Genomic DNA, 21,493 nt, shown 5'->3' on the forward strand with positions numbered 1-21,493 from the left:
TTTCGGCGCAGGGTCACTCGACTAGTGAGCTATTACGCACTCTTTAAATGGTGGCTGCTTCTGAGCCAACATCCTAGTTGTCTGTGCAACCCCACATCCTTTTCCACTTAACATACATTTTGGGACCTTAGCTGGTGGTCTGGGCTGTTTCCCTTTCGACTATGGATCTTATCACTCACAGTCTGACTGCCGAATATAAATGAATGGCATTCGGAGTTTATCTGAATTCGGTAACCCGAGATGGGCCCCTAGTCCAAACAGTGCTCTACCTCCATCATTCTTAACTTCGACGCTAGCCCTAAAGCTATTTCGGAGAGAACCAGCTATCTCCAAGTTCGTTTGGAATTTCTCCGCTACCCACACCTCATCCCCGCACTTTTCAACGTACGTGGGTTCGGTCCTCCAGTGCGTTTTACCGCACCTTCAACCTGGACATGGGTAGATCACATGGTTTCGGGTCTACGACTACATACTCATTCGCCCTATTCAGACTCGCTTTCGCTGCGGCTCCGTCTCTTCAACTTAACCTCGCATGCAATCGTAACTCGCCGGTTCATTCTACAAAAGGCACGCTATCACCCATTAACGGGCTCTAACTTGTTGTAGGCACACGGTTTCAGGATCTATTTCACTCCCCTTCCGGGGTGCTTTTCACCTTTCCCTCACGGTACTGGTTCACTATCGGTCACTAGGGAGTATTTAGCCTTGGGAGATGGTCCTCCCGGATTCCGACGGAATTCCTCGTGTTCCGCCGTACTCAGGATCCTCCTAGGTGCCTTCCAAATTTCGCCTACGGGGTTTTTACCCTCTTTGACTGACTTTTCCAAGTCATTCGACTATCTGAAAGAACTACCATATTGGAGTCCTACAACCCCAAGATGCAAGCATCTTGGTTTGGGCTGTTCCCTTTTCGCTCGCCGCTACTTGGGGAATCGATTTTTCTTTCTCTTCCTGCAGGTACTTAGATGTTTCAGTTCTCTGCGTCTACCTCGTATACGCTATGTATTCACGTATACGTAACATCCTATAAAAGATGTTGGGTTCCCCCATTCGGAAATCTCTGGATCATAGCTTACTTACAGCTCCCCAAAGCATATCGGTGTTAGTCCCGTCCTTCATCGGCTCCTAGTGCCAAGGCATCCACCGTGCGCCCTTATTCACTTAACCTTATAAGACCTTACGGTCTGGTTTTGAGCAGTTCTTCTAGCGATAGAAGCTTACTCAAGAAAATAAGCAATTGAACTTATTAAAAAACTCATTCAACGCGGTGTTCTCGGTTTGTTTTGATTTTTTCTTCAAGTATCCAGTTTTCAATGAACAAAATAAAATGTTTGAGAGTAGACCTCTCAAAACTGAACAAAGACAAGTTACAAACTGTGTAGTTTCCGTAATATTCCTTAGAAAGGAGGTGATCCAGCCGCACCTTCCGATACGGCTACCTTGTTACGACTTCACCCCAATCATCTATCCCACCTTAGGCGGCTGGCTCCATAAAGGTTACCTCACCGACTTCGGGTGTTACAAACTCTCGTGGTGTGACGGGCGGTGTGTACAAGGCCCGGGAACGTATTCACCGCGGCGTGCTGATCCGCGATTACTAGCGATTCCGGCTTCATGTAGGCGAGTTGCAGCCTACAATCCGAACTGAGAGAAGCTTTAAGAGATTAGCTTAGCCTCGCGACTTCGCAACTCGTTGTACTTCCCATTGTAGCACGTGTGTAGCCCAGGTCATAAGGGGCATGATGATTTGACGTCATCCCCACCTTCCTCCGGTTTGTCACCGGCAGTCTCGCTAGAGTGCCCAACTAAATGATGGCAACTAACAATAAGGGTTGCGCTCGTTGCGGGACTTAACCCAACATCTCACGACACGAGCTGACGACAACCATGCACCACCTGTCACTTTGCCCCCGAAGGGGAAGCTCTATCTCTAGAGTGGTCAAAGGATGTCAAGACCTGGTAAGGTTCTTCGCGTTGCTTCGAATTAAACCACATGCTCCACCGCTTGTGCGGGCCCCCGTCAATTCCTTTGAGTTTCAACCTTGCGGTCGTACTCCCCAGGCGGAGTGCTTAATGCGTTTGCTGCAGCACTGAAGGGCGGAAACCCTCCAACACTTAGCACTCATCGTTTACGGCGTGGACTACCAGGGTATCTAATCCTGTTTGCTCCCCACGCTTTCGAGCCTCAGCGTCAGTTACAGACCAGAGAGCCGCCTTCGCCACTGGTGTTCCTCCATATATCTACGCATTTCACCGCTACACATGGAATTCCACTCTCCTCTTCTGCACTCAAGTCTCCCAGTTTCCAATGACCCTCCCCGGTTGAGCCGGGGGCTTTCACATCAGACTTAAGAAACCGCCTGCGCTCGCTTTACGCCCAATAAATCCGGACAACGCTTGCCACCTACGTATTACCGCGGCTGCTGGCACGTAGTTAGCCGTGGCTTTCTGGTTAGATACCGTCAAGGGATGAACATTTTACTCTCATCCTTGTTCTTCTCTAACAACAGAGTTTTACGATCCGAAAACCTTCTTCACTCACGCGGCGTTGCTCGGTCAGACTTTCGTCCATTGCCGAAGATTCCCTACTGCTGCCTCCCGTAGGAGTCTGGGCCGTGTCTCAGTCCCAGTGTGGCCGATCACCCTCTCAGGTCGGCTATGCATCGTGGCCTTGGTGAGCCGTTACCTCACCAACTAGCTAATGCACCGCGGGTCCATCCTCAAGTGACGCAAAAGCGCCTTTCAAATACTAAACATGTGTTTGGTATTGTTATGCGGTATTAGCACCTGTTTCCAAGTGTTATCCCCCGCTTGAGGGTAGGTTACCCACGTGTTACTCACCCGTTCGCCACTCCTCTTTTTCCGGTGGAGCAAGCTCCGGTGGAAAAAGAAGCGTTCGACTTGCATGTATTAGGCACGCCGCCAGCGTTCGTCCTGAGCCAGGATCAAACTCTCATAAAAAGTGTTTGAACAGTCATAGACTGTTAAGCTCAAATAAAAATTAACTTTGCTAGCTATTGCTTGCATGTTGTTTGCTTCTATAAAAGAAGCGCCCTACACATTGGTTCGTTTGCTTGCTTTGTTCAGTTTTCAAAGGTCTACTTGCAAAATTAAATGTATTTATTTAACTTGCAGTTGGCTGCTTTTTGAAATGTTTCAGCAACTCTTATATCTTATCAGCTGACTTAATTTATGTCAACTGTTTTTTTCAAAAAGTTTTAAAAACTTTTTGAAATGATATTTCAGAAGTTTGCCGCTCATCAAGCAACTTCGTTAGTTTAACAGTCGTTGTAGCAACTGTCAACAACTTTTTTCAAAAATGTTTCAAGTTGTTTTCAATCGTGTGACTGCCTTGCCAACGTTGATTAATTTACCACTTTAAGAAGCATTGGTCAACACAAAAAAACAAAAAAATCTGCCGATGTAAACTTGTATAATCCTAGCTTTTATCCCAACGTTCGTATTTACACCGAATTCAAAAAATTAACCCAGGTTAATCAAAAGAAAATAAGTCATATTTATCTTAGGTTGTCGATGACTACGTTCAATAAATTCGTTAAAATTTTTTTTATATTTTTTCTGTATTGCTCTTTTTCCCATTTTAAATAGTAAAAGAACTAGGTATCAAAACCTAGTTCTTTAAGTTATCCATTAAACAGGTTAATTAGATCTTTTGGTAATTCAACAAAAATTTCGCACCCTGCTGCCTTTAATTCTGCTTGGTCGCCAAAGCCATACAAAACACCAACTGGTAAAATATTATTTGCTTTACCACCTAAAATATCATTTTCCCGATCACCAATCATGACAGCAGTAGATTTATCTTTTAATCCAGTACTTTCAAGCCCATAAGCTAAAACTGATGCTTTCTCACTGCGTTTATTATCCAAGTCGGCGCCATATATCCCAGTGAAGTATTGTGTATAATCCAAAAAATCTAAAATTGCCTTGGCAAAAACTTCTGGTTTTGAAGTAGCTAAATAAAGCTGCTTTTCCTTAGCTAGTTTGGCTAAAGCTTCCTCGATACCTTCATAAGGAGTGATTTCAAACATCCCACTTTGTTGATAATGTTCACGATAAAAAACAACCGCCTTGTTTGCTTGTTCTTCATCCATACCGATTTTTTTAAATGATGTTAACAGCGGTGGTCCAATAAAGGAAAGTAGTTCTTCATCTGATAAATCCGATAAGTTCATTTTTTGTAATGCATAACGAATCGAAGAAAAAATTCCTTTTTGTGAATTGATAATGGTACCATCCAAATCAAAAAACAGATGATTTTGTTTCAAACCAACACATCCTTTACTTTTTATTACTATTTAGTGTACTCCAAAGTAACGGACTATGGTAAATTTTTTCAATTGAAATTCATTCAAAAAAGTGGGATATATAATTTAAGTGGATAAGCTTTTCCATATTTTAATAAGTAATTAAAGCATATTAATTGCTGAAAATATGTTTAATCGTTATACTTACTTTTAGTAAGAATACTATTTGACCAATTTGGAGGAATTAAAATGGATACACAAATTAGAGGGCTTCACCACGTTACTGCAATGACTTCAAGCGCTGAAAAAATCTATCGCTTTTTTACTGATATCTTAGGACTGCGTCTAATTAAAAAGACAGTAAATCAAGATGATATCGAAACTTATCATCTATATTTCACAGACGACTTAGGTTCTGCCGGAACAGATATGACATTTTTTGACTTTCCAGGTATTCCAAAAGGTACGAAAGGTACAAATACAATTTCTCGTACTTCATTCCGTGTCAAAGATGATGCTGCTTTGACCTACTGGACATCTCGTTTTGATGATCACAAAGTCGAACATGGCGAAATTAAAGAACGCTTTGGTAAGAAGTATATGGAATTCGAAGATTTTGATAATCAACGCTATCAATTGATTTCTGACCAAAATAACCAAGGCGTTGCCGGTGGTACACCTTGGAAAAACAGCAATGTGCCAAGTGAGCATGCGCTAATTGGTTTAGGGCCTGCTTTTGTTACAATTGAAAATTTTGAACACATGAATTTAGTTCTAACAAATGTTTTAGGTTTTAAAGAAACAGCAAATGATGGAGACTTTCATTTATTTGAAATTGGTGAAGGTGGTAACGGTGCCAGCATTATTGTAGAACACCGCGATGATATTCCTCTAGCTACAGAAGGTTTTGGTAATGTGCACCACTTAGCATTACGCGTTGCGGATAAAGAAGCTTTGGAATGGTGGATTGGTCGCATTAATGAGTTGGAATTTCCAAATTCAGGGTTCACAGAACGTTTTTACTTTGCCTCTGAATACTTCATGGCTGCACCAAATGTCTTATTTGAACTTGCAACAGATGGTCCTGGCTTTTTAGAAGACGAAACTTATGAAACCGCCGGCGAAATTTTATCTTTACCACCTTTCTTGGAACCCAAACGACAAGAAATTGAAGATTATGTACGCCCATTTGACACAAGTGATGCCAATACTAAACGTGCGTAAGAATAAAATCATCCCGATTTTTAATTCAATTCATTTAAAATAAGTAAGATAATTACCCGAACACAACGCTATCGTTTTACTGTTGTCTATAAATTGATATGATAAAAATAGACAGCAAATAGGTAGCACAATTGACGTTCGGGTATTATTGTATTCTTATTTTTAAGGAGGCTCATTTATGATCCATTTTTCAGCCGATAAATTGGCACCAAAACAAAATTACAAATTTTTAACAGGCGCAGTTGCCCCGCGACCAATTGCTTGGATTACAACCAAAAGTAGTGAAAATGATGTCGTTAATCTGGCGCCATTTAGTTTTTTCACAGTTGTCTCTAGTGACTTACCTTATGTTTTGATTGCAACTACCCGAAAAAATGGCAAAAAAAAAGATACTGCCAGAAACCTGAGTCAGACAAAAGAAGGAGTCATTCATGTCGTAGATGAAAATATTTTACATCAAATGAATGAAACGGCCGCTAGTCTAAAGCCTGATGAAAGTGAACTTTCTTTAATCGATATGCCAACAGTTAAAAGTCGCAGTGTTGCCACTCCTGGACTTATCGATCCATTAATTCGCTTAGAAGTTAAGTTACAACACGAAATCCCTTTAAAAGATGATCAAGGCGTGATAATCTCTGATTTATTTATTTTAAAAGTTTTGGATTATTATTTTGCTGAAAGTGTTTTCGACTTAGATAAAGAATATATTCTCAATGAAAAATTGCGACCAGTCGCGCGATTAGCTGGGAATAATTACGCTTTGTTTGGAGATATCTTAACCATGGTACGCCCGCAATAAAAAGCAGACCTATCTATTTTAAAAGATAGGTCTGCTTTTTATTGCCTTTACTAATACCAATCAAATAGTAAAAATTACGTTACAGCAATTTTTTTGTGCCTTTTAAAATTTCAATAATTGTTTAATACTATGGATGATTACTCTTCTCGTATTTGTGCTAAGTAGCAGGCTGCAGCTTCATGAAGTACGGACGTAAAACTTGGCGACATTGGGAAAAAAGATGTGTTATTACTATATAGCTCTTCCATTTTCCAGCCACTTCTAATAACAATTTCCAACAGATCTAGTAACGTCTGGATGTTTTTTTCACTTACTATTTGTACACCCACTATTCTATCCTTAAAATCCACATGCAATGAAATTCGTATTTTCTCAAACGAAGAGAGATTTCCAACCCTAATCGTCTTATAGGCAATATTCGACTGTTCAAGTTTTTCTTTCGTTAAGCCCACTGAACCAAAATATAATCCAAAAAGTTGCGTTGTAGAAATATTAAGTTGTTTTGGCATAACAGTTTTTTTCCCAACTATATTTAACGCTGCAATCCTAGCCGTTTGTCGTGCCTCGGTAATTAGCGATAGTCTTGTCTTATTCTTAGTCAGTAAATTCGGTAATGCAATAAGATCCCCGATAGCATATACTTGCGGTTGATTAGTTTGAAGATACTGATTAACTTCTACTGTTTTGTCTTGCGAAATTCTTAAACCATTCCAATATAGTTCACTATTAGGCCTTGAATTATTCGCCATTATTAAAACATCACAAGCAACAGAACCCTCCAAAAGTTGTAAGTTAAGCCTGTTATCTTCTTCATTTATATCCATAATTTGATTTTCTAAAAAAAGAGAAGTACCGTAATTAGTAAATTTATGCTTAATACAATCACTTATTTCTTGATCGTAATACTCTTGTATCAAGTTTTTGGTAGGCCCAATGATAGATACTTGCTTGTTCAATTGGGTTAATACTTCTCCTAATTCTACCCCAACATAACCTGTCCCTGAAATCGCAATAGTATTAGCATTTTCTAACACTTTCAAAACATCTAGAGATTCTGAAAATGATTTATAACTATAAATATTTTTTACATTCATGTATTGTCGCGGCAAGTACTGTTTAGAGCCGGTCGCAAGAACTAAATTAGTATAGTCTTCTTCTTGTAAACCTTTGCCATTAGTATAACGAATAGTTTTTTTATCCCAATTAATCTCAACAACTTCATAACCAAAAAAAGACTTAACCCCAATTTTATCTAAATCGACTAAGGGGGCGATTGCGTCAGATAAATCGTGGATTTTATTTTTTAAAACTAAGTTAATACCACTAGCAATAAAGGGTACATTTTTTTCCTTTTCAATTAAAACAACCTCATGATCCGGGTCAAATCGTTTAATTTCACTTGCTACCATCTGTCCACTATGGGAGGCACCGATAACTACTGTTTTTTTCATTTCGCTACGCTCCTTTTGTCTCAATCGACTTCATTTTACTTCATTTTTTTTATTTTTTCTAATATTATATAAATGTACTAATTTTCCACTGGCATTTTTAAATGCTATGAAATCATTGATCGTATTACCAAGGGGGTGTTACTTTGCTAAAAAGAGAGTTATTAGAAAAACCATATGATTTTATGAACGACATTCTGGTTTATTTGTACAATAATGGTGGTACTTGCACCAAAGATGAACTCTGTAAAAATTTGGTAATTACACCAAATACGTTGACAGAGTATCTGGCATTATTAGCTGATTTTGTCGTAGAAAATGGCTTCTCTAATAGTATTGAAATAATCGAAGAACAGCAAACTCTCACTTTTAAAAAAGATCCCACCTTCCCGCTGAAAGTGTGCTTTCTAAAATTTTTAGAACACTCAACAAAATTTCAAATAGTGAAGTGGCTTTTTGACAATGGATCCATCAACGGACCAGTTTTTCAAGATCAATTTAATATTAGCTCCGCAACTTACTATAGACGGATTGCCGAACTAAACGAACTTTTGGAAGAATTCCAAATAACCATTAAACGAGGAAAAATAACCGGCAGTGAAAATCAAATTCGTTATTTTTTTTATAGCTATTATTGGTTTTTAAAAGAAAACAAAAGCGAGTTCAGTAAAGAAGTCAATCAAATGTATGGTCCCCTTATCCAAGACCTCAAAGAACAACTAGACGTAACCTTTGACCAGATGGAAGAACTTCAAATTAAACTATGGATGAAAATATCTTTTACCCGCTTTAATCAAACACGTGATTACAGTTTTCCAAAAGATTTTGAACAAAAGGATCGTCCGCTTTTTGATATTATAAATAGTATTTTATTTCAATATATGAAAAACTATGATCGCCCTTACACACTTCATGAAGGTCTAATGTTTTACGATTTCTTTTGTAGTACGCGAAATTTTTCAGTTTACTCGTCATTTGCTTTTCGACTGGCAAAACAGCAACGAGAAGAAAAAACTTACTTAGATTATCAAAATCAACAAATTTTAAGTTACTTGTGTCGTATTGGCTATATTGAAAGTGAAGCTTTCCCAAAAAGGCACCGCATCTTGTCCCATTATCTCTATCAATACCATTCACAACTTTATTATTTTAATGGTTTTGTGCTTAATTTCGATTCTTGGGGAATTTTTTTAACAGCCCAAAATTTAAGAACACCTACAGATTCCAAAGATGTCCACGACTTTATGGATTTTTGTCAAAACCAGTTTTATCCTGATGACCCACTTCAGCGTTATAGAAGTATTTTATCTGAAATAAACTACTCTTCAATCTTAAACATTGCGCAAGATCTATCAAATAAACGTATTTTGATTTCTGTTCACCATAGTGTTAATCCATTTTTAGCATCCCTTACGATTCAAATTTTAAAAAATACATTAGGAAATAAATATGAGCTGGATTTAGTTCTGTATGAAGAAGATACTCCCGGTGATATACTGCTCTCAAATATATATCTTGAGTCTTTTCGAACAAGGGAAAGCTATTACTATGTTTTTTCTGACTGCTGCAATAAATACGATGTCGCAGAAATAGAAACTTTGATTCAACAGGTAATTTCTGAACGTTTTACTCAAAAAAATCCTTATTCTTAGATAATTATTATCAATAAAATGGTTTACCCCGCTCTAAAAATCGTGCGTGGGGTAAATTTTTTATTGATACTTTTTGATACAATATTTCGCAATACATCCATTGCTCTATCCCATATTAAACTAGCTTTAATTAGATGCTAACTTATTTTCCGTTAATAAAATCTCTCAGTCAACCTTATCCATTTCAAAAAAATTTTTATCGTAGTATGATGAAATTAACAATACAAAGGGGGTTATTTTATGGCATGGGACATGTTGGACTATCCGGCATCACTGAAAAATTTGGAGCCCTTAGTAAAAAAGAAGACAATTGAAATTGCCAATGCGCTACTAGCAGATGGCTATCCTGAAGATCGCGCGATTCCGATTGCCACGAGTCAAGCAGAAAAATGGTATGCCGCTGCCGATGAAAAAGAAAAAACCGAATTTAAACAAGCAGCCGATCCGCAAAAAAATGATTTTCACAAGAAAGATGACAATGCACCAAAATTATTAACCGCTGATGTACTAGTAAAATATAGGAATGATGTTTGGGAAGTACTATCAGTAGGTGCTAAACGTGCCAGTGATACGTATTCAAACAAAGAAGAGGCGATTAAACGGGGCAAAGAAATTGCTACTAATAAACAGTCAACTTTACGTATTTATAAAAAGGACGGCACTTTACAGGCTACCCACAATTACAAAGAATAACACCTATCCTCCAAAATCTTGCGTAAGGCTTTGGAGGATTTTTTATTGTTAATTTTTTTATCGGACCTATTTAACAATTAGACTGATATTGCTAGCAAAAACGATTTTATCCAGATTACATCTACCGCCCACAAATTTAACTCATATATGTAATAGCAAAAAAAATAAAGACTAGTAGTTTATCTAAGCCAATAATTAAAGTCGCTGAATAATGTACTGCAGGCAAAGTCTTTTTCAAATCATGGGGCTACTTTTTTTACAAGGATAACCCTAAAGAATCTTAGCTTTACTGCTAAAAAACCTGCCCTACTCCCCTTATAAACCAAAGAGAGCCTGACAGGTTCTTAAGCATAAAAGCTAATTGGCTTTTATATAGTGTTTTTTTAGTTCCAGTAGGTTGCTTTCCAAAATTGTTAAGTCTTGCGTTACTTTTAGCAAAAGGATACTTCCTTGAATTTGTGCAATAACTTTTTGTGCCGCTATTTTAGCGGCGGCTAAATCAATTGAACGTAATACTTTGATTTTGTTTGCCAAAGCTACAAGCCATTGTTGCATAAAATCATTTAGTAAAATTCGAAAATCTTCATCTTCTAAGGACAACTCTACGATAAGATTTCCCATCGGACAGCCATAATAGTGTTGTTGTTGTTGATGGAAGGAAAAAATCCAAGTGAGCATTTCAGTAAAATCCTTTTCCGGCTGCGAGCTGGGAGCTAAAATACCTTCAAACAATTCTTTTTGCCAAATGGCAATATTTTCTTTAATAACTGCTAGTCCGATACTTTTTTTCGAATCAAAATAATAATAAAGTTGCCCTTTGCCAGCATTTGCAGCCAGTAGGATATCACGAATGGAGGTATTGTTATAGCCTTGTCGATAGATTAGCTCCCGGGCTGCAGCAATTAGTTTTTCTTTTGTGCTCAAAGTAATAATTCTCCTTATGAGTGTTCCTTTTCACGAATGCTATACCCAATTTTTCAAAGTAAATTTAATTTGTTTACTTCAAAACATCATTTAACGCTTCACTCATGGTTGGGTGTGAATAAATATGATCACGCAATAATGTGTAAGGCAGTTTACCTTTCATTGCTAAGGCGATCAAATTAATGACTTCGTGGGATTCTTCAGCATAAATACTTGCACCTAGTATTTGGTTAGTCTCAGGATCAACCAGAACTTTAAAAATACCTTTTGGATCTTCTAAAACTTGTGCTTTAGGAACTCCAGCAGACATGAATTTGAATAATTTATACGCAATGCCCTTCTTTCTAGCCTCTTTTTCAGTTAAGCCAACATTAGACAACGGTGGCGTAATAAAGACACTATAAGGAACAACTTCACGATCAGAGACTCGGCGCTTTTTCTCTCCAATCAATTGATCCAAAATAATCCGATAATCATCTAAAGAAATATAAGTAAATTGCAAGCCACCTTTAACATCCCCAATTGCCCAAACATCTTTTGCTGTTGTCTGCAGTAGATCATTGACCACAATAGCACCACGATCATCGACTGAAATTGTTGTGTTTTCCAAACCTAGTTCTGCAGTATTTGGTTTTCGACCAGTTGCAGCTAAAACTTTATCCGCAACAACTTTTTTCATCTCGCCATTTTCTGTGAAGCTAATTTCAACGGTAGCGTCTTTGTCTACTACTTGATCGACCGTTACACCTAAGTGAAACTCAATGCCTGCGTTCGTTAAATCACGATAGATCATTTCTGAGATATCGTCATCTTCGCGCGGAATAAATTCAGTATGCGCATCTAAAACGATAACTTTACTACCATAACTAGCAAACATTGAAGCAAACTCTAAACCGATATAACCAGCCCCAATAATGACCAATGTTTCTGGTAATTTTTCCTGATCCATTGCGCTGGTGGAATCAAGCAAGTATTTACTTTGTGCCAACCCAACAATAGGCAAGATAATCGGCAACGCACCGGTATTAATGAAGATTTTTTCCCCTTCAACCTGCATTTTTGTGCCATCTGGTAAAGCGACTTCTAAAATGTGGTCTGAAATAAAACGCGCCGTGCCATCTAGCACTACGCCTGTGGCTTCATCAGCAATCATATGATAATTTTTATTACGTAACATTTTCGTTAGTTTTTCTTTATGTTCCACAGCAGTGACGAAATCCATCTTCTTTTCGCCATTTAAAATAAGTGATTTTGACGGAATACACCCGATATTAATACACGTTCCACCATACATTCGTTGTGATTTTTCAATAACTAAAACCGATTGTCCTTTTGCAGCTAACGTTTTTGCCAGTGTTTTACCACCTTTTCCAAAGCCAATAATAATATTTTCATATTTTTCCATAGCGCGCCTCCAATAATTTTTTGTACCAATCGGTAGGTATATTTTGATTATAGTTGTCCTTTTACGCAGATGTAAAATGATTGAATTGTGAAATATCCATTTAATAAATTAAAATTTCCACTTGGCGCGGGGTTTATAACAAGACCGCGCACTAACAAATAAGATCCTTTTCTATTTTTCTACTATGCTTAGGCTACGCGCAAATTTCCAATCATAGCTAAGCCTCACCAAATGAAGTATTGGACTTTTGAGCATCATTTCCGATTTTTTTACATGCTTACTTTTCTTTATGTTTTTCGATGGGCAATTATTAGTTCGCCTAATTTCAAAATAAGGTTCAACTGAAATTCAAGTGCAAATAAAAAACTTAATTAAAAAAATTCCTGACAAAATAATCCTGACAACAAAAATACTAAGCTTACAAGTTAGCCAACTGCTGGTAAGCTTCCTTGTAATCTTAGTATCTTTTTATTATTTTTATAGTATGAATCAGTCTAGAATAGCTTTCAAATGAACTTTCGATTTCAAGAAAAATAGACCCGTCATTATCGGTACTACCTAATGACGGGTCCTCTTTATCAATTTTTCTACTACTTTCTTCTATTATAAATTCCCAATCCTTTAAGAAAATTACGCATATATTTATCGCCACAAGGCTTAAAGTTCCGTTGTCCTTCTTTTCGTAAAAAAGCGCCGATTTCTCCTTTTGACGGGTAAAGCTCAACCTCCGCAAAAATAGCTAAGATATCTTCAGTCGTCATTGAAAGTGCGATTTTCAACTTTTTCAGTAAGACATTATTGATATGTTTAATTTCCTTACTCTTTTGTGGTGTGTCTGCTGTTGCCGGTTTATCTTTTTGCGGACCCCGGGCTAAAAGAATCAAGCCGTTTAAGAAAGCATCAAAAACTTGATTATTGATGGCTTTTTCGTAGACATTTTTTTCTGCATTGTCTTCGTGTTTTTCTTGAATTTTTGTCAGCATCGCCCGGGCTTCTTCTTTGGTCACAGGGTGCTCACCGAGTTCAAAAGCTTTAATTAAATCAGCATCTTTAAGGTCGATTGCATAACGCAACCGTAATAATCGATCGTTATTGTTCATTGGTTCCTCCAAATTATTTTCTACGTTACCTCAAGAAATAAAACAGCACGTATTACCAGCAGCGCTAAAATGCGGCATCTACAAGGCTATCCATAATTCTCATAAGTCTTCATAACTATAGCACACTTGCACGCGCTTAGTTTTTGCAAATAATTATGTTTTAGGTGATTTTTAGCATCCCGAAATCTAGTGAAACAAAATCTTTATACGTACATTTCCCAAAAGATAATTTTTATCGTTGACCTTCATTCATTAAGAAAAAAATTTTACTTTTTAAATGTTTAAATCCCGTCTAATAATTTCTAGTCCGACAATCGCTACTAAATAATTTCAATATTAGTCTCTATTTTGTCTACATTCAAATTAAAGTTTTGCAGCAGTTGGGCTAAAAACTCAAGTGGAAAATCAGAATCTAGCTGTTCTGAGTCGACACGAATAGAGTTACCATCTTGATAATCTACTGTGAGAATGGCAACTTCTGTTATCTTCCTCTTACTATTTCCCTTTCTTTCAACGCTATATGCTACATCCACTATTCCTTCGTATGGTATTTTTACAGAATTCTCAAGCATTCCCCGCACAAAGACTTCGGTACCTGTGAATACCGCTCCCGTTTTTCCTTTTTTAAAAAGGGCCGTATTCATTATCCCAAGAATTAATGCGGGATTAGTATCTCTAGCTATTGTTTTTGATGCTGTAAGTAATGTTTTTTCAGCAATATTCGGTATGATACTAGTCTCTTCAATCCCCGATTTGGCTAAAGTTCTTTTAATGTAGACATCAGAAGAAACTTTGGTTACTGCTACCCCAGGAAATGTTGCTTTTTCATTTTGAGTCAGAATTTTGTAACCACACTCTGGACAAAATTTTGCCCCCGCTATCACCTTACTCCCACATTCTGGACAATATTTCATATAAAAACACCTCGTTTTCCTAGTTGTATTTTAATCTCATTGTATCAAGTAAGCGAAGTCATTACTACTCAAAACACTATTTTATCAGCTCCTGAACGTCTCGTTATTCTTCAATAAAAAAGTTCAGGACCACACTTTAAAATGTAATCCTGAACTTTCGCAAATGAAATATCGGTTGTTTTCACAGCAGATTTTTTATTATTATCTTTTCGTTTATAAACAATCATGCATAACTTCTTTTTTAATAAAATCCATTTATCTCCGTGTTAAATTACGCAAGCCCTGCTACCTTAGCGATGCTGCCATTTTCTAAATAAAATTCCTCATTACAGGATTTAAATAGCCTCATTTATGATAAGGCTCCCCATTATTAATCCGAAAAGCACGATATATTTGCTCCACTAAAATTAAACGCATCAACTGATGAGGATAGGTCATTTTGCCAAAGGAAATTTGCGTGTCACTTCGCTTTATAACCGCTGGGCTTAGGCCCAAAGAGCCACCAATTACAAAAACAAAACTGCTCTTCCCTTGGACCATCAATTGTGAAATTTGTTTGGCAAATGCTTCGCTAGTTGGATTTACACCTTCAATTGCTAGTGCAAAAACATAGTCTTGTTCTCTAATTTTAGCTAAGATCCGTTCGCCTTCTTTTTCTTTGACTTGCATCATTTGCGCGCCGCTTAAGTTTTCGGGTGCTTTTTCATCGGGCACTTCAATTAATTCAATTTTTGTATAGCCTCCTAGACGTTTCATGTATTCCTGAATGCCCTGGACCAAATATTTTTCTTTTAATTTACCGACTGCAATAATTCTGATTTGCATGTTTTACCTCTTTTCCCCAAGTGTTAATAAGTCTGTTTTAGTTTACCACAAAGTTTTACACACGCGTTTTTCTTTTCGCTAAATATTTATTACGCAAAAACGCCGAATTACCCCCACTAAACCCATGCAAACATACGTTTCAACACTTTTATCCACATTGTTCACAAGTCTGTGGATAACTAATCCCCAAGTACTCTTAAAACGAGATAACAGCCGTTTGAAACACCAAAAGATAAATTTTCGCCATTTGTGAAATATTTCATACCAACTTCTTCATATTTTTTTCAAAGTCTATAATTAGACTAAACTCAGCAATAAATCATATACTATAATTATAAGAATTCCACATTAAGGGGGAAATGGACATGCAAAGAAAAAAATCAAAAGGCACACTTAGCCGCTTTTTAGTCGGACTATTGGGTGGTGTCTTAGGTGCTGTATTAGTAGGTGGTGGTTATCTACTGGCTACTGGCGCAGATTTACAACCGAATAATACTGCCACCGAACAAACGACTACTGCAAGTGGCGACACAAAAGTCTCAAACGTCAAGGTCAATGCCGAGACAGATATAACCTCAGCTGTTAATAAGGTTCAAGATGCGGTTGTCTCTGTCATTAACTTACAAAAGCAACAAGCCTCATCAGATAATCCTTTTGGTGATCTTTTTGGTCAAGGGCGCTCTGAGTCTGAATCAGAAAGTGATAGCGAATCTGGTGGTTTACAAGCTGTCGGCGAAGGTAGCGGCGTCATTTACAAAAAAGATGGCAAAACAGCTTATGTGGTTACCAACAATCACGTTGTTGAAGGACAAGATGGCTTGGAAGTTGTTTTAAAAAATGGTGAAAAAATCAAGGCTGAATTAGTTGGAACCGATAGTTATACTGACTTAGCTGTTTTAAAAATTAATAGTGATAAGGTTGACAAAACGGCTACTTTTGGTGATTCATCTGCGTTAAAAGTTGGCGAACCTGCAATCGCGATTGGTTCACCACTAGGTTCACAATATGCAAACTCCGTAACATCTGGGATTATTTCTTCATTGAATCGCCAAGTGTCAGATTCTCAAACAGGTGTCAATATTAGTGCGATTCAAACCGATGCGGCAATTAATCCAGGTAACTCAGGTGGTCCTTTAGTAAATATCGCCGGTCAAGTAATCGGGATTAACTCAAGTAAAATCGCTTCAACAAATTCTTCAAGCTCTGATATTAGTGTCGAAGGGATGGGCTTTGCCATTCCAAGTAACGATGTAGTCTCCATTATCAATCAACTTGAGAAAAATGGTAAAGTTATTCGTCCAGCACTTGGTATTACGATGGTTGATTTATCTGCTGTAACATCACAACAACAAGAACAAATCTTGAAAGTACCAAATACTGTTAAAAATGGTGTCGTTATCACTTCTGTTCAAAATGCTACTCCTGCAGAACAAGCTGGCTTAAAACAATACGATGTCATCACAAAAATCGATGGCAAAGAGGTTGACTCAAGTTCTGATTTACAATCAGCTTTGTATAAGAAAAAAGTTGGCGACTCCATTGAAATTACTTACTATCGTGGTAGTAAAGAACACACAACAAAAGTTTCGCTAACCATCGATCAATCAGCTCTAAAGCAAAATAACTAATTTAAACAGGAACCTCCCGTAGCGAGTGGCTACGGGGGTTTAGTTTTTTTCTAAAATAATCTTTTCAGCAAAAAGGAGCTTCTCACCAAAATGTGAAAAGCTCCCTTTTTACTTTTAAGCTAGTTTAAATTCGCTGCCAACAACAGCATCTTGCCCTAATTCTAAGATACCTTTTTTCTGTGGTGCATTGGGTAATCCCAATTCGCTAGCAGAACAGATCATGCCATAGCTTTCTACACCCCGTAATACACCAGGCCAAATTAGCATTCCATCAGGCATCATGGTACCAGGTTTAGCAACTACAACTTTCAGACCTTCGCGAATATTGGCTGCACCGCAGACAATTTGCAAGACTTCCCCATCATCAACCCTAGTTTCTGTAATCGATAGGTGATCGCTATCTGGATGTGGTACACAACTTTCGACAAAACCAACAACAAAATGTGGTTTGTGATCATAAGGTAGCTTTTCACTAAAACCAGAAATTGCTAATTTTTCATTTAGAAGATCAATTTGTTCATCTGTTAGTGAAATGGCCCCATTGCCAGTTAATGCTAAAAATTCAGAAACGTGGAAAAAATTCCAACCGACAATTGTACCTGCGCTATTTTTAATTTGCGCAATATTGAATTTTCGTTCAACAGTTTGTTCTAATCCCTTGTCGTCAGCCATCATTACTAATAAAGTATCGCCAACATGGGCTTTGTTGTATGCAAAAATCACAACGTTTCCTCCTCAAAATAACTCTTTAAAAAAATTTGTAGCCAATCGTCTTAACTACCGCTAGCTATCTTACCAAAAAAGAAGGGAGCCGTCATGCTTTTTCGTTTTTTTCTTCATAAGTTACGACTAAAACATCACATGGAGCTTCTCGGATAACAAAACTTGCTACACTGCCAGTCATAAAACGTTCCACTGCATTCAAACCTGATTGTCCCACCATCACCAAATCAATCGCATATTTTTCTGGTAATTGTTGGGCCATTGCACTTTTGGCTGAACCATAAGCGATAATACCTTCGATATTGGTAAAGTCAACGGATTTCCCATATTCCTTACATTCTTCGATCAGCAACTTGGCGGTATTGGTTTCTTGATCAACAATATTTTGATTTAAAGAACTATAGCCCATTAAGACTGGTACATTTTGTTGAATGACATTAGCAACATAAACTTTACCGTTATTACGCCGCGCAACTTCCACTGCTTTTTGAAAAGCTTGGGTTGCTTGTTCTGAACCGTCAATACCGACTAAAATATTTTGATACGCCTGTCCACTCATGATAATCTCCCCTTTTTATGCTTGTGGTAAGCTGTTTAGAAATTCTTCAATTTCTCCTTTGGTTTTACGATCTTTATTTACTAGGCGCCCCAATTCTTTACCGTCTTTAACGGCTACTAAACTGGGAATGCCAAAGATATTCCATTTTGCAGCAACATCAATGTATTCATCACGATCGACTTCAATAAATTTAAATTGGGGAAAATCCGCCTCAATTTCTGGTAACGCCGGCTTAATAAAACGGCAATCACCGCACCAATCAGCAGTGAAGAAAAAGACGTTTTGTCCCTTATCTACATAGGTTGCTAATTCTTCTAAATTCTTCGGAATAATCATAATATCTCCTTTTTACATTTTACATAGTCTAAATAATGCTGCTAATCAAAAGTAACTTCTTATTATAGCGTTATAGCAAACTTTTCGTTAACTACTACCGGTTATTTACCGCCAACAATTGTAGCTACTGTACTTTTATCTAGTCCTTTTAATGTTTGAATTAACATTTCACGGGCCGCTTCAAAATCGGCAATACTAAACATTGTTTGGTGCGTATGAATGTAACGACCGCAAACGCCGATAACTGTACTAGGAACACCTTCATTTGTTGTATGGGCTGCCCCAGCGTCTGTTCCACCTTTTGAAACAAAGTATTGATAAGGAATATTGTGGGTCGTAGCGGTATCTAATAAATATTCTTTCAAGCGAGGTAACATAATCAAACCTGGATCATAAATACGCATTAACGTCCCTTCACCCAAGTGACCGAATGTTCCATTTTTTGTAACGGTGTCATCTGCCGCAGAACAGTCTACCGCAAAGAACAAATCTGGTTTAAATTTAGAAACAGAAGGTTTTGAACCTCTTAAACCGACTTCTTCTTGCACATTGGCACCAGCAATTAAAGTATGACCTAGTTTTTCATTTTGCAAAGCTTCCAATGCTTCTAAAACAAGTGTACAGCCGTAGCGGTTGTCCCATGCTTTACTAATAATATTTTTGCCGTTGGCAGTTTTAATCGTTTCAACTTGCGGTACAATTGTGTCCCCTGGTAAAACGCCATATTCTAAAGCTTCTTCTTTTGAAGCAAAACCAGCATCAAATAAAATACTGTCGACTGAAACATTTTGTTGTCCGCTCGTTCCTCTTAATAAATGTGGCGGAACGGAGCTAGAGATACATGGATAGTTGTGGCCTGTTGCCGTCTTTAAAGTAAAACGTTGTGCTGAAACAACGTAAGGATTCCAACCACCTAATGGAACAACTTTAAATAAGCCAGTTGCCGTAATTTCTGTCAACATGAACCCGACTTCGTCCATATGGGCTGCCACCATTACCCGTGGTGCATCTTCATCTTCGTTGTGGCGGATACCAAAAAGTCCGCCTAAACCATCTTGTTGCACTTCATCCACAAGAGGTGTCATTTTTTCTTTCATGTAGGCTCTGACTTCATGTTCAAAGCCACTTGTTCCTTGTAGTTCTGTTAGTTCTTTAATGCGTGCAAATGTTTTTTCTTCCATCTATTTACGCCCGGAGGCTAACCCTTCTTTCATAAAAAATCTTTACGTGCCTATTATAGCATAACAAATCCTAAGCAAAATCCATTCGTTTCGAAAGTAGTTTTTTCTATGTATTTTTTTACTTTGTGATAAAATGAAAGTGGATAATGAAAGAAGATACGCTCTGGAAATTAACAACCGAAATTACTGGATGAAAAAGTATAGGAGGGCGCCGAATGAACAACGAAAATGAATTTTCATATTTTAAAGGCGGACTGGCGCTGGGAATGGGTGTTGGTCTAGTTGGCGGGATGGCTTCTGCCTTTTGGCTGCAAAAAAAAAGAACATTGCGCGCAGATGATGTGTTGCAAATCGTAAAAGAAGAGTTTTTAAAAGAAGGTCCAATCGAAGGTTCTTGGATTAACTTCGAGAAACAACCTTTACGAAAGTTCGCCATTCATTCAGAAGGCTACGAAGGTGGCATTACACGTTTAGAAGACGAGCAGTTAGTGACCTATGAATTTTTGGCCGATGCAAAAACCGGAACGGTCTTAGATGTTAAACGTGTGAAAATTAGCGACTAATAATCATTGGGTGCATTTTGCCCAACTAAAAAACGACTACGTATGCCTGTGGGCACTGTAGTCGTTTTTATTTTGTCGCCCGTTTAAATGTGGAGTGTGCTTTATTTTGCTATTAAAGATTGCAACAATGTTTTTATATCTAATTGTAAAGCATACTCGACATTTTTATTGGTATGGCTTCGGTAAGCTTTGGCGCCACTTTCAAACATCGCAAACAAATCATCCCCATCTGCTGTAATTTGCTCCAAATAAGGTGGAAAATCTAAAATCAATTTAGCAGAGGCTGGGCTAAAACCACCGACTGTATCTTGCAAGTCAAAAACATACAGTTTACTATTGTGACTGCCAAAAGATTGGGACATCAGCATATAATTTTTCCAATAGGTAATCCCTTGAATTTTTTTCAAGATTTTCTCTGTATCCTCTGTTTGTAAATTATCTACTGAACCTAAATCATTTAAATTTTGTGTTTTACTAACAACAGAAATTAAATCCCCATTAGGAGCAAAAGGAAATAAACCTAATTTACCTTGCTGATGATTGGAAAAATAGCCCACGACTAAAAACGGATCCAAATAGGCTAAAAGTGAAGCTTTAGGGATATCTCCTACTGGGATGACGGTATCATATTTGATGGGCCGCAGACTAAGATTAGCATCATAAGCTGTCATCGTTTCTTTTAACAATAAGGACAGACTAGCATGTTTTTTTGTTTCAGTAGCCAGCCAAAGCTGTTGCTCTTTGGCGCGATAAACTAGGCCCCCTAAGTGTGGTTTACCTGGCACAATAATCGTCTGTACCCAATCTTTGGTTGCGCGATCTAAAACTTGTACCACAGAATGATGTTCATGCAAGTGGCAATATTCACTGATATAAATTTCAGTGCCGCTGACCGCAATTCCTTGGGGCGTTAGATCATGACATGTTTCTTTCTTCCCTGTTTTTAAATTAATACTCTCACCTGTAAACAAGCCAGGAATAGGATACATTTTTTCTTTTTCATCTTTTTGTTTGGTTAAAGCTTGAAAGACAGCAGGATAAGCTTCGATAATTTTCAATTGCTGTGTTTTGGTCCGCTGCGTGTTCAGTAGCGCTGACTCTTCTTGATGATACTTTGTATACCAAACCCCGCCTAATAATGCTATCAACACAATTCCTAAAACAAACCAGCTACGCTTTTTCATCTAATCCTCCTTTCCCGACAAAATTCATAAATAAAAGAAAAACACCCGAACAAAAATGATTTGCGCA

General features: G+C 37.7%; 18 protein-coding genes and 2 rRNA genes (1 of these 20 cut by a window edge). 6 read left to right on the plus strand and 14 right to left on the minus strand.

Annotated elements, in window-relative coordinates; translation table 11 throughout:
• From AC6R0T_RS10585 to AC6R0T_RS10595, 3 genes are all read right to left on the minus strand, one after another.
• Positions 1 to 1,167 (minus strand): 23S ribosomal RNA (locus tag AC6R0T_RS10585) (it extends 1,747 nt beyond the left edge of the window).
• Positions 1,168 to 1,401: 234 nt separating this feature from the next.
• Positions 1,402 to 2,961: ribosomal RNA gene (locus AC6R0T_RS10590) — 16S ribosomal RNA — on the minus strand.
• Together the 16S and 23S rRNA genes form the textbook arrangement of a ribosomal RNA operon.
• 683 nt (positions 2,962 to 3,644) lie before the next feature.
• A complete protein-coding gene (locus tag AC6R0T_RS10595) occupies positions 3,645 to 4,289 on the minus strand; it encodes an HAD hydrolase-like protein (RefSeq protein WP_303753432.1) in 645 nt (214 codons plus the stop codon).
• A gap of 228 nt (positions 4,290 to 4,517) precedes the next feature.
• Between AC6R0T_RS10595 and AC6R0T_RS10600 the strand changes: the two genes are divergently transcribed.
• Both AC6R0T_RS10600 and AC6R0T_RS10605 read left to right on the plus strand, forming a co-directional pair.
• Positions 4,518 to 5,492 carry a ring-cleaving dioxygenase gene (locus AC6R0T_RS10600; RefSeq protein ID WP_303753431.1) on the plus strand — a complete coding sequence of 325 codons (975 nt, stop codon included), beginning with the start codon at positions 4,518 to 4,520 and terminating at the stop codon, positions 5,490 to 5,492.
• Positions 5,493 to 5,670: 178 nt separating this feature from the next.
• Positions 5,671 to 6,291 (plus strand): flavin reductase family protein, encoded by a 621-nt coding sequence (locus tag AC6R0T_RS10605; protein ID WP_303753430.1) that lies wholly within the window; start codon positions 5,671 to 5,673, stop codon positions 6,289 to 6,291.
• 137 nt (positions 6,292 to 6,428) lie between these two features.
• Here AC6R0T_RS10605 and AC6R0T_RS10610 read toward each other — a convergent pair whose 3' ends face one another.
• The gene (locus tag AC6R0T_RS10610) at positions 6,429 to 7,742 is read right to left on the minus strand and encodes an FAD-dependent oxidoreductase (protein WP_303753429.1); all 1,314 of its coding nucleotides are present in this window, start codon (positions 7,740 to 7,742) and stop codon (positions 6,429 to 6,431) included.
• A 143-nt stretch (positions 7,743 to 7,885) separates the two neighbouring features.
• Here AC6R0T_RS10610 and AC6R0T_RS10615 point away from each other — a divergent pair, with 143 nt between their 5' ends.
• Positions 7,886 to 9,391 (plus strand): AcpB/EbpR/MafR family transcriptional regulator, encoded by a 1,506-nt coding sequence (locus AC6R0T_RS10615; RefSeq protein WP_303753428.1) that lies wholly within the window; start codon positions 7,886 to 7,888, stop codon positions 9,389 to 9,391.
• A gap of 240 nt (positions 9,392 to 9,631) precedes the next feature.
• Complete coding sequence (locus tag AC6R0T_RS10620; protein ID WP_303753427.1) at positions 9,632 to 10,084, plus strand: DUF2188 domain-containing protein; 453 nt, start codon at positions 9,632 to 9,634, stop codon at positions 10,082 to 10,084.
• Between the two features lie 357 nt (positions 10,085 to 10,441).
• Here the strand turns inward: AC6R0T_RS10620 and AC6R0T_RS10625 are convergent, their stop codons facing one another.
• The 5 genes from AC6R0T_RS10625 to rlmH all read right to left on the minus strand — a co-directional run bounded on the left by AC6R0T_RS10625 (position 10,442) and on the right by rlmH (position 15,252).
• Positions 10,442 to 11,008 carry a TetR/AcrR family transcriptional regulator gene (locus AC6R0T_RS10625; RefSeq protein WP_303753426.1) on the minus strand — a complete coding sequence of 189 codons (567 nt, stop codon included), beginning with the start codon at positions 11,006 to 11,008 and terminating at the stop codon, positions 10,442 to 10,444.
• 73 nt (positions 11,009 to 11,081) lie between these two features.
• Positions 11,082 to 12,413: an FAD-dependent oxidoreductase gene (locus AC6R0T_RS10630; RefSeq protein ID WP_303753425.1), complete on the minus strand. Its 1,332-nt coding sequence runs from the start codon at positions 12,411 to 12,413 to the stop codon at positions 11,082 to 11,084.
• Positions 12,414 to 13,003: 590 nt separating this feature from the next.
• Positions 13,004 to 13,513 carry a YehS family protein gene (locus AC6R0T_RS10635; protein WP_206903633.1) on the minus strand — a complete coding sequence of 170 codons (510 nt, stop codon included), beginning with the start codon at positions 13,511 to 13,513 and terminating at the stop codon, positions 13,004 to 13,006.
• Positions 13,514 to 13,833: 320 nt separating this feature from the next.
• Positions 13,834 to 14,427 carry a zinc ribbon domain-containing protein gene (locus tag AC6R0T_RS10640; protein ID WP_282462130.1) on the minus strand — a complete coding sequence of 198 codons (594 nt, stop codon included), beginning with the start codon at positions 14,425 to 14,427 and terminating at the stop codon, positions 13,834 to 13,836.
• 345 nt (positions 14,428 to 14,772) lie between these two features.
• Positions 14,773 to 15,252, minus strand: a complete 480-nt coding sequence (rlmH, locus tag AC6R0T_RS10645) for a 23S rRNA (pseudouridine(1915)-N(3))-methyltransferase RlmH (RefSeq protein WP_206903631.1) — start codon at positions 15,250 to 15,252, stop codon at positions 14,773 to 14,775.
• 365 nt (positions 15,253 to 15,617) lie between these two features.
• Here rlmH and AC6R0T_RS10650 point away from each other — a divergent pair, with 365 nt between their 5' ends.
• On the plus strand, positions 15,618 to 16,880 hold the full coding sequence (locus AC6R0T_RS10650) for a S1C family serine protease (RefSeq protein ID WP_206903630.1): 1,263 nt from the start codon (positions 15,618 to 15,620) through the stop codon (positions 16,878 to 16,880).
• A gap of 114 nt (positions 16,881 to 16,994) precedes the next feature.
• Here the strand turns inward: AC6R0T_RS10650 and ytpR are convergent, their stop codons facing one another.
• The 4 genes from ytpR to pepA all read right to left on the minus strand — a co-directional run bounded on the left by ytpR (position 16,995) and on the right by pepA (position 19,679).
• Positions 16,995 to 17,603, minus strand: coding sequence for a YtpR family tRNA-binding protein (gene ytpR / locus AC6R0T_RS10655; protein ID WP_303753424.1), 609 nt, complete (start codon positions 17,601 to 17,603; stop codon positions 16,995 to 16,997).
• A 91-nt stretch (positions 17,604 to 17,694) separates the two neighbouring features.
• A complete protein-coding gene (locus tag AC6R0T_RS10660) occupies positions 17,695 to 18,162 on the minus strand; it encodes a universal stress protein (RefSeq protein WP_230711291.1) in 468 nt (155 codons plus the stop codon).
• A gap of 15 nt (positions 18,163 to 18,177) precedes the next feature.
• A complete protein-coding gene (locus tag AC6R0T_RS10665) occupies positions 18,178 to 18,498 on the minus strand; it encodes a thioredoxin family protein (RefSeq protein WP_206903627.1) in 321 nt (106 codons plus the stop codon).
• 101 nt (positions 18,499 to 18,599) lie between these two features.
• Complete coding sequence (gene pepA / locus AC6R0T_RS10670) at positions 18,600 to 19,679, minus strand: glutamyl aminopeptidase (RefSeq protein WP_303753423.1); 1,080 nt, start codon at positions 19,677 to 19,679, stop codon at positions 18,600 to 18,602.
• Positions 19,680 to 19,894: 215 nt separating this feature from the next.
• Here pepA and AC6R0T_RS10675 point away from each other — a divergent pair, with 215 nt between their 5' ends.
• The gene (locus AC6R0T_RS10675) at positions 19,895 to 20,242 is read left to right on the plus strand and encodes a PepSY domain-containing protein (protein ID WP_303753422.1); all 348 of its coding nucleotides are present in this window, start codon (positions 19,895 to 19,897) and stop codon (positions 20,240 to 20,242) included.
• Positions 20,243 to 20,343: 101 nt separating this feature from the next.
• Here AC6R0T_RS10675 and AC6R0T_RS10680 read toward each other — a convergent pair whose 3' ends face one another.
• Complete coding sequence (locus AC6R0T_RS10680) at positions 20,344 to 21,426, minus strand: hypothetical protein (protein ID WP_303753421.1); 1,083 nt, start codon at positions 21,424 to 21,426, stop codon at positions 20,344 to 20,346.
• Between the last annotated feature and the right edge of the window lie 67 nt (positions 21,427 to 21,493).

Source organism: Enterococcus sp. S86.2, from assembly GCF_059834485.2.